Below are 17,153 nucleotides of genomic sequence, written 5' to 3'. Positions count from 1 at the left end.
ACTCTAGCTATGCATTAAACCACCAGCATTGAATACTAGTATTAATGAGAAAATTATAGGGATGAACTCCGCTCACACACTGCTTTCGATCAAAGGACTCGAAATCGACTACCCAAGTCGAGATGGTCAGGGTCGCGTCACTGCAGTTAAAGACCTCAAACTTAATCTTGCCCAAGGAGAAATTGGATGCCTACTAGGCTCTTCTGGTTGCGGCAAATCTACCGTCTTGAGGGCGATTTGTGGGTTTGAGCCTGTTAAAGCAGGGGAAATCCTCCTCCGCGATCAGGTCGTGAGCTCCGCCACCATCCACCTCCCACCAAACCAAAGAAAAGTAGGTATGGTCTTTCAGGACTTTGCCCTCTTCCCCCATCTCAACGTTTTAGAGAATATTGCCTTTGGTTTGCAACACTTACCAAGCAAGCAAAGATCTTCCGTGGCGCTGGATTGGCTCAAGCGAGTCTCCCTCGCAGATAAAGCCGATGCTTATCCTCATGAGCTCAGTGGTGGCCAGCAACAGCGTGTTGCACTGGCCAGAGCAATGGCACCAGAACCAGATTTAATTTTGCTTGATGAGCCCTTCTCTAGTTTAGACATTGAACTCAGAGAACGTCTTGCGGGTGAGATGCGGGAGATCCTCAAGGCAAACAACATTACTGCCCTACTGGTAACTCATGATCAATTTGAGGCTTTTGCAATTGCAGATAAAGTCGGCGTGATGACAGACGGAAAAGTCCTACAGTGGGATAGCCCGTACGAGCTGTATCACAAACCAGTCAATCGCTATATTGCTGACTTTATTGGTCGAGGAGTATTTGTTAAAGGCACCGTGCAATCTAATAACAAAGTCAAAATTGAGTTGGGCGAACTCGACTTAGAGGAAGATCGCAGTAAGCAAGTTGGTAAAGAAATCGACGTCCTCTTGCGAGCGGATGATATTCAGCATGATGACAACAGCACTATGCAAGCAGAGGTTGTGCGCAAAACCTTTAGAGGCGCTGACTTTCTATATACGCTCAAGCTAGCATCGGGTACTGAGATTTTTGCTTTTGTACCCAGCCACCATGATCACGCGATTGGCGAAAAGATTGGCATCCACTTAGTAGCTGATCACGTGGTGACATTTAGCGACTAAGTACCACTCACCACCCGCGGTTTAAACCGCCTACAATATCCTGATGTTGATACAAATAGCCAATCTCATTCTTCAGGTACTCGTTAGCATTATTGCGGGGGCTTGCCTTTTACGCTGCTATTTACAGTGGCTTGCCTTCAATTTAGGTGCAGGACAAAGTAAGTCCATTGGCGCTTATATTCTCCCTTTAAGCAATTGGATTGTTCTTCCGCTAAGACGCTTCATACCTAGCATTGGCCGCTTTGATCTAGCGAGTTGCGTTGCAGCTTATCTTTTAATTTTGTGCAAGATTTCGATTCTGCTATTGATCTCTGGCGCAACCTCAATTGATATCTCTTGGTTAGCACTTGCATTGATTGATCTACTTGACCTTACCTTGTCGGGTCTAGTTGGCCTGGTCTTTGCGAGCATCATTCTTTCTTGGATTGGCGCAGGGACTCAAATACAGTTCTTAGTGTCGCTATTAGTTGACCCCCTACTCGCTCCAATTCGGAAGGCAATACCCAACTTTGGAGCCCTAGATTTATCCCCACTCGCGCTACTGCTCATCCTACAAGTACTTCAAATAGTTTTGGGGAATTTAAAGATTTAGTCATGTTTAGCTAATTGGCGGAGAGGGAGGGATTCGAACCCTCGGTACCTTTGACAGTACGCCTGATTTCGAGTCAGGTACATTCGACCACTCTGCCACCTCTCCGTTAACTACAGGATAGAACTTAAATGCTATCCCTACTTGAAGCCCTGCAATCTACTGCTCGCAGACGCCTGTCATCAGAAGTCCACCAGAAAAGAACCCAAAGGGCTTCTTACTACCTTTTACAAACTCTTCGATGCTGAGATATTCCACAAAAAAGCCGTTCTTACCTTCAGCTTTTTGGGTCCAAATGACTTTATAAGAATTGCTTGCACTTCCGGAAGCCAGCACCTTAGGATTTTTTAGAGTATCCATTACATCTCCAACAACTTCCCCAGTTTTCTTGATAACCACAAATTCCAGACCAACTCTAGGACTGTCTTTAACTACCACTAACTCCCCATTAGTTTTAATGTAGGCATCACTTAATACCTCGCAGCGATAGAATTTTTCAGCAGCGAAAACACCTTGAGACATCAATGCTGTGCCAATCAAGAAGAAAAATACTGAGCGCCTATTCATTTGACTGAGACCAATTTTCACTTGCTCTAAGATTAAATTGGTTTGAGCACTTCTAAGCCGCCCAGGTAAGGCTGCAGCGCTTTAGGAATAGCAATACTGCCATCTACTTGCTGTTTGTTTTCCAGCAAGGCAACCAATGCCCTTCCCACTGCAAGACCAGATCCGTTCAAGGTGTGTACCAATTCCGGCTTTCCTTGTCCCGCTTTAAATCTTGCCTGCATGCGTCTTGCTTGGAAGTCACCCATGCTCGAGCAAGAGCTGATCTCACGATAGGCTTTTTGTGATGGCACCCATACCTCTAAGTCATAAGTCTTGGTGCTACCAAAGCCCATGTCGCCAGTGCAGAGTAATACCTTTCTGTAAGGCAACTCCAGCAACTCCAAAATCTTTTCTGCATGGCCAGTTAAATCTTCTAAAGCCTGCATTGAATCTTCTGGCTTCGTGATTTGCACCAACTCGACCTTATCGAACTGATGTTGACGAATCATGCCACGTACATCGCGCCCATAACTTCCTGCCTCAGAGCGGAAGCATGGAGTGTGTGCAACGTATTTCATAGGCAGATTATCTGCATTAACAATCTCATCACGCACTAAATTGGTTACTGGCACTTCTGCTGTCGGAATCAAATAAAAGTTTTCGATTTTTGCTTCGCCTGATCCATCTTCGCCACCCATCTGACGAGGAACCTTAAATAGATCCTCTTCAAACTTCGGCAATTGGCCAGTGCCACGCATTGAAGCGGCATTAACCATGTAAGGCGCATAGACCTCTTGGTAATTATGTTGAGTTGTATGGGTATCCAGCATGAACTGCGCTAAGGCGCGATGCAATCGAGCGATAGGCCCCTTGAGAACTACAAAGCGTGAGCCACTAATCTTGGCTGCCACTTCAAAGTCGAGACCCAGCGGTCCGCCAAGGTCAACGTGATCTTTAATCTCAAAATCAAAAATGGGCTCTTGACCCCAACGTTTTACTTCTTTGTTCTCAGTTTCGTCTTTACCTACTGGAACCGCTTCATCAGGCAGGTTAGGAATGCCCATTAAGAAATCCGCAATCTCTGCCTGCAAAATTGCTAAGCGCGCAGCACCGGATTCCATATCGACGTTAATCTGGGTTGCTTCTGCCATTTCAGCAGCAGCATCTTCGCCCTTACCCTTTTTCATACCAATAGCTTTAGCTAATTGATTGCGTTTAGCCTGCAGCTCTTCAGTACGCGTTTGCAAAGATTTACGCTCGGACTCTAAGGTGTTAAATTTCTCAACATCCAATTGAAATTTGCGAGTAGCTAAACGGGCAGCAACAGCTGCGATATCTTTGCGGAGTAATTGCGGATCAATCATGTAATGCTCTACTGGTTAGGGTATGGTGGGTGCGAATTTTTTATTACTAATTTAGCTCTAGTTTAAGCGTAAGACTTCTGCTCCAGCGGGCGGGACAAAAGTAAAGCGATTGGCAGGTAGGTTCACATTAAGCTGGATCTTATCCAAGGTGACCAACACCACGCTACCTAAGCCATCAATGAGTTCTAGCGCTTTAGGGAGGCCATTGACCATTCCCACGGAGATCTTGGTGTACGGCAAGTCGTTGCCATTTTTGGCATTAGGATTTTTCTTGGGCACGAGAGCAACCCATTTCATACCCAGGCGATCCTCGCCTTCAACTAAATCAAAATGCTGATCTAGAGAGGTCTCACCAAATAGGATTGCAGCAGGGGTAGCTGCTAAAGCCTGACCCGCAGGTCTGAAAGTTGCTTGATTTAAATCCTTATCCCACAAAATAAGTTGCTTGCCATCGGCAATCAGTTTTTGCTCGTACGGTTTTTGCGTATCCCAGATAAATCGGCCTGGACGCTGAAACACAAAACGCCCCTGGGTTTGACGAACCACTTTTAAACCTTTGTCTTGCGGCTCACTTGCTTTGGGTGCACGTAACTGCTGTTGCACAAAGTCACCCTCAGCGGTTTTAGAATTACGTACAAATTGACGCAACTGCTCGGCACCACTTTCACCTTCGGCTAATGTCAAACCTGAAGATAAAAGAACTGTGAGCCCAAAAGCTGCTGCTGAAAAAAATCTGCGCAAGGGGATCGCCTTATTCTGAAGGACGGTGAAGGATTTCACGATTGCCGCCATTACCCATCTTCGAAACTAAACCGGCTTTTTCCATATCCTCGAGTAAGCGGGCTGCACGGTTATAACCAATGCGTAAATGACGCTGGACCAAAGAAATGGATGGACGCTTGTTATCTAGAACGATGGCAACTGCTTGGTCATACAAAGGATCAGCTTCGCCACCACCTTCACCAGTCAGCGCATCAATATTGGATTCGTCGGCACCTTCCAGAACACCGTCAATGTAATTGGCCTCGCCCTTCTCTTTGAGCCACTCCACTACACGATGAACTTCATCATCAGAAACAAAGGCGCCATGAACACGTACCGGCAAACCAGTACCCGGGGCCATGTAAAGCATGTCACCCATACCGAGCAGCGCTTCAGCACCCTGTTGATCTAGGATGGTGCGGCTATCAATTTTTGAACTTACTTGGAATGAAATACGGGTTGGCACGTTGGCTTTAATCAGACCAGTAATCACATCCACGCTTGGACGTTGAGTTGCTAATACCAAATGGATACCAGCAGCACGTGCTTTTTGTGCAATACGTGCGATCAACTCTTCAATCTTCTTGCCAGAGACCATCATCAAGTCAGCCAACTCATCGATCACGATGACGATCACTGGCGCCTTATAAATTGGCTCTGGATCATCTGGAGTCAAGCTAAATGGATTGGTGAGCTTCTCACCCTTTTCTTCGGCCTCTAAAATCTTTTTGTTAAAGCCAGCTAGGTTACGCACACCAAACTTACTCATCAGTTTGTAGCGGCGCTCCATCTCGTTTACAGCCCAATTGAGCGCGTTATACGCCTGCTTCATATCAGTCACGACTGGGCACAAGAGATGCGGAATCTTGTCGTACATGGCCATCTCGAGCATCTTAGGATCAATCATGATCAGACGCACTTCATCAGGCTTCGCCTTGAAGAGGATGGACAGAATCATCGCATTGATACCAACAGACTTACCAGCACCAGTTGTACCAGCAACCAAGCAATGCGGCATCTTCGCCAAGTCAGCAACGATCGGGCTACCAGCAATATCTTTACCCAAAGAGAGGGTTAAGTTGGAATGACTGTCGTTGTAAACCTGTGAACTCAAAATCTCGGAGAGGTAAACCGATTGACGCGTTGGGTTTGGCAACTCCAAAGCCATGCAAGTTTTACCTGGAATGGTTTCCACTACACGCATACTCACTACGCCTAGCGAGCGCGCCAAGTCACGTGAGAGGTTCACAATCTGACTACCCTTCACACCGACAGCAGGATCGATTTCATAACGGGTTACTACTGGGCCTGGATAAGCGGCAATGACTTTCACTTCCACATTGAACTCAGCCAACTTGCGCTCAATTAAGCGTGAAGTAAATTCCAATACATCCGCTGAAATCGTTTCTTTCGCTTCAGGCACAGGATCAAGCAATGCCAGCGGTGGCAACTCTGAATCTGGAATATCCACAAATAGTGGCTGCTGTTTCTCACGCTCCACTCGAGCGCTTTTCACAACTTCTACTGGGGCACGAACAATCTGCACCGGCGTAGCAATTTCAACGCGCCCACGAAACTCTTCAACAAACTCTTCACGCTCTTCAGCAGCAGCTTCACCCAACTTGCGATCTTCTTCACTATCGCGACGTTCACGCAAGCGGTTGTAGGCAAGCTCAAGCGAGCGTCCTACTTTTTCAGCAACATCCAACCAAGAAAAATGGAGGAATAAAGAGAGTCCAGCACACAAGGTAAATAGCAAAACCAGGGTAGAGCCAGTAAAACCTAAGGTCATCTGCAAGGGATCGCCAATAAGTTCGCCCAAAATGCCTCCAGGAGGCCTTGGAAGCTCCCAGGCAAGCGAATGCATCCGAATGGACTCAAGACCCATGCTGCTAAGCAAAGTGAGCCCAAAGCCCAGCCAACGCATTAATAAGGAGTCTGGCTTGGCATCTGGATCTGGCGGCAAAGGAATACTCCAAAGCTCGCGCCAACCACTCAGAACACGACGACCAAATAGCACGACCCACCAAAAAGCAGAGATACCGAAGATATAGAGCAATAAATCCGCTAAATAGGCCCCAAAACGGCCGCCCAGGTTCTTAGGAACCTCAAAACTGGCATGCGACCAGGCTGGATCAGCCTTGGAATAGGTCAACAAAATGGCAAATAAGGCCAAACATAAGCCGCATGAGATGAACCAGCGGGCCTCTAAAAGGAGGCGGGGCATCCTACCCTGCCCTTGATTCTCGGGGGGCTGGGGGCTTAAAGGGGTTTTGGACTTCGGGTATGCGGTTCTTGCCATGTTCTACCGATTGTAATCAAGCAATCCTATAATTTGGAGATGACTACAAATACCCCAAAACACTCCAAAGTCCTTATTCTAGGTTCAGGCCCTGCCGGCTACACAGCTGCAGTATATGCAGCCCGCGCTAATTTGAACCCGACCCTCATTACTGGCCTGGCACAGGGCGGTCAATTGATGACCACTACTGATGTAGAAAACTGGCCAGCAGACCCGGATGGCGTCCAAGGACCAGAGCTTATGGATCGTTTTTTAAAGCATGCAGAACGCTTTAATACCAACATCATCTTTGATCACATTCATACCGCTGCGCTGACTGAAAAACCGATTCGCCTAGTGGGTGACTCAGGCACTTACACCTGTGATGCCCTCATTATTTCTACGGGCGCATCCGCTCAATATATTGGCCTTCCTAGTGAAGAGGCATTTATGGGCCGAGGCGTTTCTGGTTGCGCAACCTGTGACGGCTTCTTCTATCGCAATCAAGATGTTTGCGTAGTCGGTGGTGGTAACACTGCTGTTGAAGAAGCACTCTATCTCACAGGTATTGCCAAGAAGGTAACTGTGATTCACCGGCGCGATAAATTCCGCGCAGAACCAATTCTTAATGACCGCCTCATGGCGAAAGTAGCTGAAGGCAAAGTCGAACTCAAATTGAACTCGACTCTCGACGAAGTGCTTGGCGATGAAAAAGGTGTTACTGGTGTACGCATCAAGAAAGCCGATGGCAGCACAGAAGATCTTGCTGTAACTGGCGCCTTCATTGCAATTGGTCACAAACCTAATACCGAGTTGTTTGTTGGTCAGCTAGATATGAATAACGGCTACCTAAAGACTCACTCTGGTTTGGAAGGTAATGCCACTGCCACTAATATCCCTGGCGTATTTGCAGCGGGCGATGTGCAAGACCATATTTATCGTCAAGCGATCACTAGCGCAGGTACAGGCTGTATGGCTGCATTAGATGCGCAGCGCTATTTGGAGACTTTGGCTTAATAAAAGCAGGTTAAAGCGTCAAATAAAAATGCCTAGCAATGCTAGGCATTTTTATTTCTAAGGAATCAATCAAACACTGAGAGCAAGCAATGCAATCTCAGGCGCTCTGTCCAAAATCTTCAATAAAGCTTTAGCCGCACCAGTGGGACTGCGTTTACCCTGCTCCCAGTTTCGAATGGTCTCCAGGGAAACTTCGATACGCTTAGAAAATTCTTGCTGGGATAAACCAATTCTCTCGCGTACGCCTTTTGCATATTTAGCGGCATCTAACATCGCATCTGCATCATCTTGCTGTTGATGCAATTTAATCAAACGCTCTGATGTCGCATCAACCAATTTTTTGTCTACAAACCCTTTTGGGAAACTACTAGGATCATTCAGATCCACCCTAACCCGAGTTATTTTCTTCATAACACCTCACCTCTCTACGATTTGCTCTTCTAGCCGAAATAATTCTGATCGCAGAAGACCTCTTGGTATAAATAACTACAAATATCTTTCCTTGCACGGCTCCTAAAGCTTGATAGCGCTCTTCACCATAATCCCAACGCTGATCTTTCTCTATCAATAGCAATGGATCTATAAAAATTGATACCACATATGCAAAATCGAAATTTCGAGAGTTACGGCATAAATCACTTTTTGCCTTATCCCATTCAAAATCCATTACCCCTATAGTAGTTCAATGAACTACCCCTGTCAAGACTTGGGGATGAAAAAAATGCCTAGCAATGCTAGGCATTTTTTTGTTGCATTGAAATATTTTTTCCGCCTAACGACTCACTACTGGTAACAGTGGCACTATCAACAATGCCACGATATTAATAATTTTGATAAGTGGGTTCACTGCGGGACCAGCAGTATCTTTGTAGGGGTCGCCAACTGTGTCGCCTGTAACCGCTGCCTTATGGGCTTCAGATCCCTTGCCACCAAAGTTACCTTCTTCAATATATTTCTTGGCGTTATCCCACGCACCGCCTCCAGTGCACATAGAGATCGCTACGAATAGGCCTGTCACGATTGTGCCCATAAGTAAACCACCCAATGCAGCAGGCCCCAAGATGAGGCCCACCAAGATTGGAGCAACTACAGGTAGCAGCGAAGGAATGATCATCTCCTTAATCGCAGCAGAAGTCAGCATATCTACAGCCTTGCCGTACTCCGGCTTTGCTGTACCTTCCATAATCCCAGGAATATCGCGGAACTGGCGACGCACTTCTTCAACTACTGCGCCAGCACAACGACCAACCGCCTCCATGGCCATAGCTCCAAACAAATATGGAATCATGCCGCCAATAAAAAGGCCAATGATCACCATATGATTTGATAAATCAAAAGACACTTGTTGGCCAATAGACTCTAGTGCATGGGTGTAATCAGCAAAAAGCACTAAAGCAGCAAGGCCCGCCGAACCAATAGCGTAACCTTTGGTAACAGCCTTAGTCGTATTACCTACAGCATCAAGTGGATCAGTGATATCACGAACAGATTGTGGCAAACCTGCCATCTCAGCGATACCGCCTGCGTTATCCGTGATAGGCCCATAAGCATCTAGAGCCACCACTATGCCTGCCATCGATAACATCGCAGTAGCCGCAATAGCGATGCCATAAATCCCAGCTAACCAGTAAGCCGCATAAATTGCAGCACAAACAAACAACACTGGGTATGCAGTCGATCTCATAGAAACACCTAAGCCGGCAATAATATTGGTGCCATGGCCTTTAGTCGATGCTTCAGCAATGTGCTGCACTGGCTTAAATTGTGTTCCAGTGTAGTACTCCGTAATCCACACTAAACCAGCAGTAAGAATCAAGCCAACTACTGTGGATGCAAATAAACGCCACTGACTTCCAGGTATGCCCAAGGCATCATCTGGCATGATGGAATTAGTCACAAAATAAAATGCTACTAAAGAAATCCCGCCGGCCACAATTAAGCCTTTATACAAAGCCGGCATAACATTTTTCATACCAGGTGTTGCCTTAACAAAAGAGCAACCAATAATGGAGGCGATAATTGACACCCCGCCTAACACTAGAGGGTAAACAATGGCGGACACTGGTGCACTAGTGATCATCAGCGCCCCTAAAACCATCGTGGCAATTAATGTCACCGCATAGGTTTCAAATAAGTCTGCCGCCATACCGGCGCAGTCACCTACGTTATCACCTACGTTATCGGCGATAACTGCGGGATTGCGCGGATCGTCCTCTGGAATACCCGCTTCCACCTTACCCACCAAGTCAGCACCTACATCAGCGCCCTTGGTAAATATGCCTCCGCCCAGACGAGCGAAGATTGAAATGAGCGAAGAACCAAATGCAAGGCCGATGAGAGGATGCAAGACCGATGAAAGGTCCTGCCCAGCCCCTGTAGAGACCAAAAACATAAAGAAGAGACCAACCCCTAGGAGGCCAAGACCCACCACCAACATACCCGTGATTGCCCCACCCTTAAATGCCACGTTGAGGGCTTCGTTCATACCCTTAGTAGCTGCTTCAGCGGTCCGTACATTAGCCCGCACAGAAACATTCATACCAATAAAGCCACAAGCACCAGAAAGGACTGAACCAATAACAAAACCTATAGCGGTAGCAAAATCCAAAAATAGGGCTATTAGAATTGTTAGTACGACTCCAACGACGGCAATCGTTTTATATTGACGGGAGAGATATGCTGATGCCCCCAGCTGAATCGCCTCAGCGATTTCTTGCATTCTGACGTTGCCGGTGCTTTGCCGCAGAATCCAGCTACGCATTACAAAACCATAAAACACGGCTAAAACTCCGCAAGCCAAGGCAAAATACAAGCCTAAAGTGACATTACTCATGCTTGAACCCCTTAAATTTGATTTAAATTCTTTTGTGTATTGCGCATATATCAAGCTGCTTTCCGAAAGCGATAAACTAGAGCGTATAAATCGTATTAAGTATGTAACAGAATCACTATCCTGAATCCTATATAGGATCAGGGTATTTACTAATCATTAATTGGAGTTTGTATGAGTCTCGACAAGGTCAAACCAGGCAAGAAAATCCCTGAAAGTTTTAACGTCATTATTGAAATCCCCATGAATGCGGATCCAATAAAATATGAAGTAGATAAAGAGAGTGGTGCAATTTTTGTTGATCGCTTTATGGGTACAGCGATGCACTATCCTTGCAACTACGGCTACATCAATAAGACTATTGCAGGGGATGGCGATCCAGTTGATGTTCTCGTGATTACTCCATTTCCTTTAATTCCAGGGGTTGTAGTGAGCTGCCGTGCAATCGGTATCTTGCAAATGGAAGATGAGGCAGGACAAGATGCCAAGTTATTAGCCGTGCCTGAAGATAAGATTCTACCTATCTATACTCACTGGCAAAAACCAGAGGATATGAACCCATTACGCTTAAACCAAATTCAACACTTCTTTGAGCACTACAAAGACCTTGAAAAAGGTAAATGGGTAAAAGTAAGAGGTTGGGGCGGCGTGGCTGAAGCGCATCAAGAAATTCTTGAAGGCATCGAGCGCTACAACAAAGAAAATAATTAATCATTTCACTGTATTTGAAATTGGGAGTGAGCTCGCAAAAAATCGCCTTAGCGCAAATCAACCCTCTTTTGGGTGATTTGCCTGGCAACGCGCAGCTCATCTCTCAAGCCGCTGCTGATGCATATGCACACGGCGCCTCAGTAGTTCTCACGCCAGAGCTCTCGCTCACTGGCTACCCTCCAGAAGATTTGTTATTGCGCCCTGCTTTTATTGAGGCCGCTGATCGTGAGCTCAGTTGTTTAATGCTAGAGCTCCAAAAATTTCCAGGGTTGACTGCGATTATTGGTCACCCCAAAAAGACTGCCACTGGTTTGCAAAACTATGCCTCCGTCATTCGTGATGGCAAAGTCATTGCCGGCTATGCTAAACAAGAATTACCCAATCATGAAGTGTTTGATGAGGTACGTTATTTCACTCCGGGCAATCAAGCTTGTGTCTTTGAAAGTGCCGGCATTCGTTACGGACTCATTCTCTGTGAAGATGCTTGGCATGCAGATCCCGCTAAGCAAGCTCATGCTGCCGGCGCCCAAGTACTGCTAGTTCTCAATGCATCGCCTTATCACCTCCAAAAAGAATCTTTACGTATTGAGGTACTACGCAAACAGATTGCCGTAAGTAAGATGCCTTTGGTCTATGTCAACGCTGTAGGCGGTCAAGATGAATTGGTATTTGATGGTGGATCATTTGCCTTAAATAGTGCAGGCAGAGTAGTTATGACTATGCCGCAGTTTGAAACCGCTCTTGGCTATGTCGATGTCAATGCAGCAGCTGATTTAGCGCCAGGAGCTCTAGTGACTCCATCTAGCGTAGAAGCCCAGGCTTACCAAGCACTTGTTTTAGGTGTGCGTGACTATGTTCAGAAGAATCGTTTTCCAGGGGTGATTATTGGCCTCTCGGGTGGCGTGGATTCGGCATTGGTGTTGGCAATTGCAGTAGATGCCTTAGGCGCAGACAAAGTACGCACCGTCATGATGGCTTCACGCTACACCGCTGATATCTCTTGGATTGATGCTAGAGAGATGGCTCAAAATCTAGGTGTTCAATACGATGAGATCCCCATTAGCGAACCGGTGGATGCTTTAGAGCATGCCTTAGCTGAGCAATTCAAAGGCTTAAAGCTCGACGCTACCGAAGAGAACATTCAGGCGCGGGTGCGAGGCACTCTCCTAATGGCGCTCTCCAATAAAACCGGTCGCCTAGTTTTAACAACTGGCAATAAGAGTGAAATGGCTGTCGGCTACTGCACTCTCTACGGAGATATGGCTGGAGGCTTTGCTGTCATCAAAGATATTGCCAAGACCCTGGTCTATCGCTTATGCGCCTATCGCAATAGTATTGCCCCAATCATTCCGGAGCGGATTCTGACGCGCGCCCCTTCCGCAGAATTACGTCCCGATCAAACCGATCAGGATAGCTTGCCATCTTATGAAGTGTTGGATGGCATCGTAGAGCGCTATATGGAACAAAACCAATCCATCGCCCAAATTATTGCCGCCGGCTTTGATCCCGAAAGTGTGGAAAAAGTTACTCGCCTGATTAAGCTCAATGAGTACAAACGCCGCCAAGCACCTCCAGGCGTTCGCGTGACTACCCGAGCCTTTGGGCGGGACTGGCGCTACCCCATTACATCTCAATTTAGGGCGTAACTGGGCATTCGTTTTCAGTTCTAGGTATGATTACTGTATTAAGGGGAATATATGAAGCTAATCACATCCATTATTAAGCCGTTCAAACTTGACGAAGTTCGTGAAGCCTTAGCTGAAGTAGGCGTTACCGGACTAACTGTTACTGAAGTTAAAGGCTTTGGTCGCCAAAAAGGTCATACCGAACTCTATCGTGGCGCCGAGTATGTAGTCGACTTTTTGCCCAAAGTAAAAGTTGAAGTCGTTGTTGCTGATGACCGTGTAGATTCAGCAATCGAGGCAATTACTAAAGCTGCGCGCACTGGCAAGATTGGCGACGGTAAGATTTTTGTTAGCCCAATCGAACAGGCTATCCGCATTCGCACTGGCGAAACGAACGACTCAGCAGTTTAAGCATCAGCATTCAATGCGCTGATCCCCCAAAGGGTTAGCGCTGCTGAGAATCCGTCCGGTCTACGGGTGGGGCCACCACTTCAGCAGCCTCCAACACCAAGGTTTTGTAATTCGAATTTGCCAGGCGAACTTTTGTGCCCTGAAAAAATACATCTGCCTGAGCAAGGCCGCCAGTCAGCACTTTAAAGGGTGGCTTGCCATAAAAGGATGCGCCTACACCAGGCTCAACCATCTTGTTCTGTATCTTTCCAGATGCATCACTCACACAAATGACTTGCTTAGCTTTAACTTGCACATAAACCATGTCTGCAGCCTTACGGGGCGCATCTGGCTTATAACTAATAATGCCCTCCTCAGCAGGGCAAGCTGTTGAGGCCTCAGCACTAACCGCAGGAACTGCAACTGCTGGCGCAACGGCTGCCGGAGCAACTGGAGCAACTGGCGCAGGCTCTGCTGGAGTTGCCGCAGGAGCTGGTTCAATAATTTCTTCTTTTACAACAACGATTTCTTCTGGCTTGTCAGCAAAAAAGAGTGGGCGCAAGTTAATTACTGAGAACACCAGTGCCGCCAATATGCTGAGCCCAAGAAACAACTTCTTTGATGAGGCAGGCTTTGAGTTTGCTGCAGTCGCGGAAAAAAGAACTTCTTTCGGATTAACTTTTACAGGCTCTGCTTTTGTAGATTCTGATTTTTTGACTGACTCTTTTTTTTGTTCTTCGGCTACCAATGCGGCAACTTGGGTCTCCTCCACCAACTCTTTGATTTCTAGAGCTTCTTTTTTTGACTGCGCTTTTTTTTCTGGGGCTTTAATAGGCTCCTCTACTTTTGGCGCTTCAACAATTTTTACTGGGGCTTGAGAGCCATAGTCGAATGCTTCCTCATCACTTAAGTTGAGTAATTTGGCTACTTTTTTAGCAGCAGTAAATTTGTTCTGCGCTCCGTAGAAAAAACTGGACTCGCCATTTTCAATTTGAGAGATTTGATGGTGCGAAAGACAGGCCATCCCACCGAGATCTTTCGCGCTCAGGGCGAGCTTTTCCCTAGCTTTAGCAAATGCCTCTTTACGAATCTCTGGGAGCTTGGCGTTTGTAGTCACAAAAATGTTTTAAGTTCTTTATCTATCAAAATGATGCCCCATCATAGTGCCTACAAAAGACCAAGGAAATTAGCCTTAGGGCTAGCTATTCTGGATGTTTTCTAAATCAGACTCAAGATACTTTGCTACTAATGTTTGGACTGATTCCACATGCATCTTATCCATGACTCTAGCCTTATGAACCTTAATCGTGGCATCTGTCGTCCCCAGTTTGACGGCAATATCCTTATTCAGCAATCCTTTAACCAGCCAAAAGCAGACTTCCTTTTCTCTAGGCGTGAGAGTCGCATAGTCCTTCTTGCTCTCTACTTCCTTGGAAACGCGTTTGAGCTGGCGCCTATCGAACTCGAGGGCATCGGCAACGGCCTTCAATAAATCCTCCAAATTGAAGGGTTTAAAGAGGAAATCAAGGGCGCCGCGCTTGAGGCTTTTGACGATTTGATGGGGGTGACTCTGGCCGCTAACAAACACAATCGGGGTTTTACGACCCAGTTGGACTAATTTTTCCTGTAAATCTAAGCCGGTCATATCTGGCATTTGCATGTCAAGCAAGATGACGGCCGGCGCTACAGGTACTGAATGCTCTAAAAATGTCAGCGCAGAAGAGAAATCCTCCACGATATAACCCACATCCTTGAGCATTCTGCTTAAAGAGGTGCGCATCGACTCGTCGTCGTCAATTAGATAGATGTGGCCAACTTTAGTCATTGAATTTAAAAGGAAAAGTAATAGATAAGGCAATGTACCGCAGCTTTTTTACCAAGGATATTAGCTCTCAAGCTAATAATGAGGCTGAATCAGCAAATACAATAGACAAATCTGCTTGTTGCAGTGCATGACAGGAGCATAGGAAGGCTATATAAACCCCTGCATTCCACCCTATCTCACGGCACAATAGAGCTTTTCGACAAATTCTTTTCTGGAGTCAATATCAGCATGAAACGCCTCAATGAACGCTCGCGCAATGTCACCGAAGGGGTTGCTCGCGCACCCAATCGCTCAATGTATTACGCGATGGGCTACGAAGAGAAGGATTTTGTTAAGCCGATGGTTGGCGTAGCAAACGGCCACTCCACAATCACCCCGTGCAATAGTGGTTTGCAAAAACTGGCAGACGCAGCGGTAAGCGCGCTTGAAGAGGCCGGTGCTAAAGCGCAAATGTTTGGCACCCCTACCGTCTCTGATGGTATCGGCATGGGCACTGAAGGCATGAAGTACTCGCTCATCTCTCGCGAAGTGATTGCTGACAGCATTGAAACTTGTGTCAATGGTTTGTGGCAAGACGGCGTTCTTGTTATCGGTGGCTGCGATAAAAACATGCCAGGCGGCATGATGGCAATGGCGCGCACTAACGTACCAAGTATTTATGTTTACGGCGGCACGATTAAGCCAGGTCACTTCAAAGGCAAAGATCTGAACATTGTTTCTGCATTTGAAGCCGTTGGTGAATTTACCTCAGGCCGCATGAGCGAATCAGACCTCAAGGGCGTAGAGCAACATGCTTGTCCGGGCAGCGGTTCTTGCGGTGGTATGTATACCGCTAACACCATGAGCTCCTCCTTTGAAGCTTTGGGTATGAGCCTGCCCTACTCCTCCACTATGGCTAATGAAGATGCCGAGAAAGTTGCTAGCGCACATGAATCAGCATTAGTACTAGTTGAGGCAATCAAAAAGAATTTGCGTCCACGTGACATCATCACTAAAAAATCTATTGAGAATGCAGTAAGCGTGATCATGGCTGTTGGTGGATCTACCAATGCCGTTCTCCATTACTTAGCGATCACTAGTGCCGCTGAGATCGACTGGACTATTGATGACTTTGAGCGCATTCGTAAGCGTGTTCCTGTCATCGTCGATATGAAGCCTTCCGGACAATATTTGGCAACTGACCTTCACCAAGCTGGCGGCATTCCGCAAGTCATGAAGATCTTGCTAGATGGCGGACTCTTGCATGGCGATTGCATGACGATTACTGGTAAGACTATTGCTGAAACATTGAAAGATGTTCCATCAGTACCGCGCGCTGATCAAAAAGTCATTCGCACTTTAGACAACCCACTGTACAAGCAAGGTCACTTGGCTATTCTGAAGGGCAATATCTCTCCTGAGGGTTGCGTTGCCAAGATTACTGGCCTCAAGAACCCATCCATTACCGGCCCTGCACGCGTATTTGATTCTGAAGATGATGCAATGGCAGCTATCATGGCGCAAAAGATCAAAGACGGTGACGTCATGGTCATTCGTTATGAAGGCCCTAAAGGCGGTCCTGGTATGCGTGAAATGCTTGCCCCTACCTCTGCCCTAGTTGGTCAAGGTTTAGGCGAGACAGTAGGTCTCATCACTGACGGACGCTTCTCTGGCGGCACCTGGGGCATGGTAGTTGGTCACGTTGCTCCTGAGGCTTTTGTGGGCGGTGTAATTGCCCTTATTCATGAAGGTGACTCGGTGACCATCGATGCTCATAAGCTACTCATTCAACTCAATGTGAGTGATGAAGAGATTGCGAAGCGTCGCGCTGCTTGGGTACAACCTAAGCCACGCTATACCCGTGGCTTACTTGCTAAGTATGCTCACCTTGCAAGCACTGCAAGCAAAGGTGCTGTAACGGATCTGAATTTAGATTAAAGCGCTCAGCAAGAAAAACAAAAGCCCCTAAGTAAAATGAACTGACCCACAAAAGTTGGACAGTTTGATTAGGTTACCAGAAGGGATTGAGTTCGGTATTGCACCGGGCTCAATCCCTTTAGTTTTTGCTTGATCCGATCATGGTTGTAGTAGTGGATATATTC

Annotated in this window: 17 protein-coding genes and 1 tRNA gene; 7 read left to right on the top strand and 11 right to left on the bottom strand. The window is 46.7% G+C overall.

Features of this window, described 5'->3' with window-relative positions; translation table 11 throughout:
* Nucleotides 1-61 precede the first annotated feature (61 nt).
* Together ICN30_RS06475 and ICN30_RS06470 are read left to right on the top strand one after the other, a co-directional pair.
* Complete coding sequence (locus ICN30_RS06475; protein ID WP_216274195.1) at nt 62-1,132, top strand: ABC transporter ATP-binding protein; 1,071 nt, start codon at nt 62-64, stop codon at nt 1,130-1,132.
* Between the two features lie 43 nt (nt 1,133-1,175).
* On the top strand, nt 1,176-1,724 hold the full coding sequence (locus tag ICN30_RS06470; protein ID WP_216274193.1) for a YggT family protein: 549 nt from the start codon (nt 1,176-1,178) through the stop codon (nt 1,722-1,724).
* A gap of 15 nt (nt 1,725-1,739) precedes the next feature.
* Here the strand turns inward: ICN30_RS06470 and ICN30_RS06465 are convergent.
* From ICN30_RS06465 to ICN30_RS06445, 5 genes are all read right to left on the bottom strand, one after another.
* Nucleotides 1,740-1,829 (bottom strand) — tRNA-Ser (locus tag ICN30_RS06465).
* A gap of 51 nt (nt 1,830-1,880) precedes the next feature.
* Nucleotides 1,881-2,288 carry a hypothetical protein gene (locus tag ICN30_RS06460; protein ID WP_216274190.1) on the bottom strand — a complete coding sequence of 136 codons (408 nt, stop codon included), beginning with the start codon at nt 2,286-2,288 and terminating at the stop codon, nt 1,881-1,883.
* Between the two features lie 32 nt (nt 2,289-2,320).
* On the bottom strand, nt 2,321-3,631 hold the full coding sequence (serS, locus tag ICN30_RS06455; protein WP_216274188.1) for a serine--tRNA ligase: 1,311 nt from the start codon (nt 3,629-3,631) through the stop codon (nt 2,321-2,323).
* A 57-nt stretch (nt 3,632-3,688) separates the two neighbouring features.
* The gene (locus tag ICN30_RS06450; protein ID WP_255533144.1) at nt 3,689-4,372 is read right to left on the bottom strand and encodes an outer membrane lipoprotein carrier protein LolA; all 684 of its coding nucleotides are present in this window, start codon (nt 4,370-4,372) and stop codon (nt 3,689-3,691) included.
* A 10-nt stretch (nt 4,373-4,382) separates the two neighbouring features.
* Complete coding sequence (locus ICN30_RS06445) at nt 4,383-6,620, bottom strand: DNA translocase FtsK (RefSeq protein WP_370626607.1); 2,238 nt, start codon at nt 6,618-6,620, stop codon at nt 4,383-4,385.
* A gap of 114 nt (nt 6,621-6,734) precedes the next feature.
* Here ICN30_RS06445 and trxB point away from each other — a divergent pair, with 114 nt between their 5' ends.
* Nucleotides 6,735-7,691, top strand: coding sequence for a thioredoxin-disulfide reductase (trxB, locus tag ICN30_RS06440; RefSeq protein ID WP_216274180.1), 957 nt, complete (start codon nt 6,735-6,737; stop codon nt 7,689-7,691).
* Between the two features lie 69 nt (nt 7,692-7,760).
* Here the strand turns inward: trxB and ICN30_RS06435 are convergent, their stop codons facing one another.
* The 3 genes from ICN30_RS06435 to ICN30_RS06425 form a co-directional block, all read right to left on the bottom strand.
* Nucleotides 7,761-8,102, bottom strand: coding sequence for a DNA-binding transcriptional regulator (locus ICN30_RS06435; protein WP_216274178.1), 342 nt, complete (start codon nt 8,100-8,102; stop codon nt 7,761-7,763).
* Nucleotides 8,080-8,358 carry a BrnT family toxin gene (locus ICN30_RS06430; protein ID WP_216274176.1) on the bottom strand — a complete coding sequence of 93 codons (279 nt, stop codon included), beginning with the start codon at nt 8,356-8,358 and terminating at the stop codon, nt 8,080-8,082. Before ICN30_RS06430 ends, ICN30_RS06435 begins: the two co-directional genes overlap by 23 nt.
* 105 nt (nt 8,359-8,463) lie before the next feature.
* Nucleotides 8,464-10,524, bottom strand: a complete 2,061-nt coding sequence (locus ICN30_RS06425) for a sodium-translocating pyrophosphatase (protein ID WP_216274174.1) — start codon at nt 10,522-10,524, stop codon at nt 8,464-8,466.
* A gap of 171 nt (nt 10,525-10,695) precedes the next feature.
* On the opposite strand from ICN30_RS06425, the gene ppa reads away from it, so the two are divergent.
* From ppa to glnK, 3 genes are read left to right on the top strand one after another with little or no spacing between them, the layout of a single operon-like run.
* Entirely contained in the window at nt 10,696-11,232 is a 537-nt protein-coding gene (gene ppa / locus ICN30_RS06420) for an inorganic diphosphatase (RefSeq protein ID WP_216274171.1), read from the top strand.
* Nucleotides 11,233-11,258: 26 nt separating this feature from the next.
* Nucleotides 11,259-12,878 carry an NAD+ synthase gene (locus ICN30_RS06415; RefSeq protein ID WP_216274169.1) on the top strand — a complete coding sequence of 540 codons (1,620 nt, stop codon included), beginning with the start codon at nt 11,259-11,261 and terminating at the stop codon, nt 12,876-12,878.
* A gap of 51 nt (nt 12,879-12,929) precedes the next feature.
* Nucleotides 12,930-13,268 (top strand): P-II family nitrogen regulator, encoded by a 339-nt coding sequence (glnK, locus tag ICN30_RS06410; RefSeq protein WP_015420723.1) that lies wholly within the window; start codon nt 12,930-12,932, stop codon nt 13,266-13,268.
* A 34-nt stretch (nt 13,269-13,302) separates the two neighbouring features.
* Here glnK and ICN30_RS06405 read toward each other — a convergent pair whose 3' ends face one another.
* Nucleotides 13,303-14,364, bottom strand: a complete 1,062-nt coding sequence (locus ICN30_RS06405) for a helix-turn-helix transcriptional regulator (protein WP_216274167.1) — start codon at nt 14,362-14,364, stop codon at nt 13,303-13,305.
* 81 nt (nt 14,365-14,445) lie between these two features.
* Nucleotides 14,446-15,072 (bottom strand): response regulator transcription factor, encoded by a 627-nt coding sequence (locus tag ICN30_RS06400; RefSeq protein ID WP_216274165.1) that lies wholly within the window; start codon nt 15,070-15,072, stop codon nt 14,446-14,448.
* A 228-nt stretch (nt 15,073-15,300) separates the two neighbouring features.
* Between ICN30_RS06400 and ilvD the strand changes: the two genes are divergently transcribed.
* Entirely contained in the window at nt 15,301-16,989 is a 1,689-nt protein-coding gene (gene ilvD, locus ICN30_RS06395; RefSeq protein WP_216274164.1) for a dihydroxy-acid dehydratase, read from the top strand.
* Nucleotides 16,990-17,057: 68 nt separating this feature from the next.
* On the opposite strand, the gene ICN30_RS06390 is transcribed toward ilvD, so the two are convergent.
* Nucleotides 17,058-17,153 (bottom strand): IS3 family transposase (locus ICN30_RS06390; protein WP_216217816.1); only part of this gene is annotated, 96 nt, incomplete at its 5' end.

Source organism: Polynucleobacter sp. 31A-FELB, from assembly GCF_018882405.1.
GTDB lineage: Bacteria > Pseudomonadota > Gammaproteobacteria > Burkholderiales > Burkholderiaceae > Polynucleobacter.
Note: the sequence above shows the minus strand (reverse complement) of the source record. Positions and strands in the feature narration are given on the sequence as shown.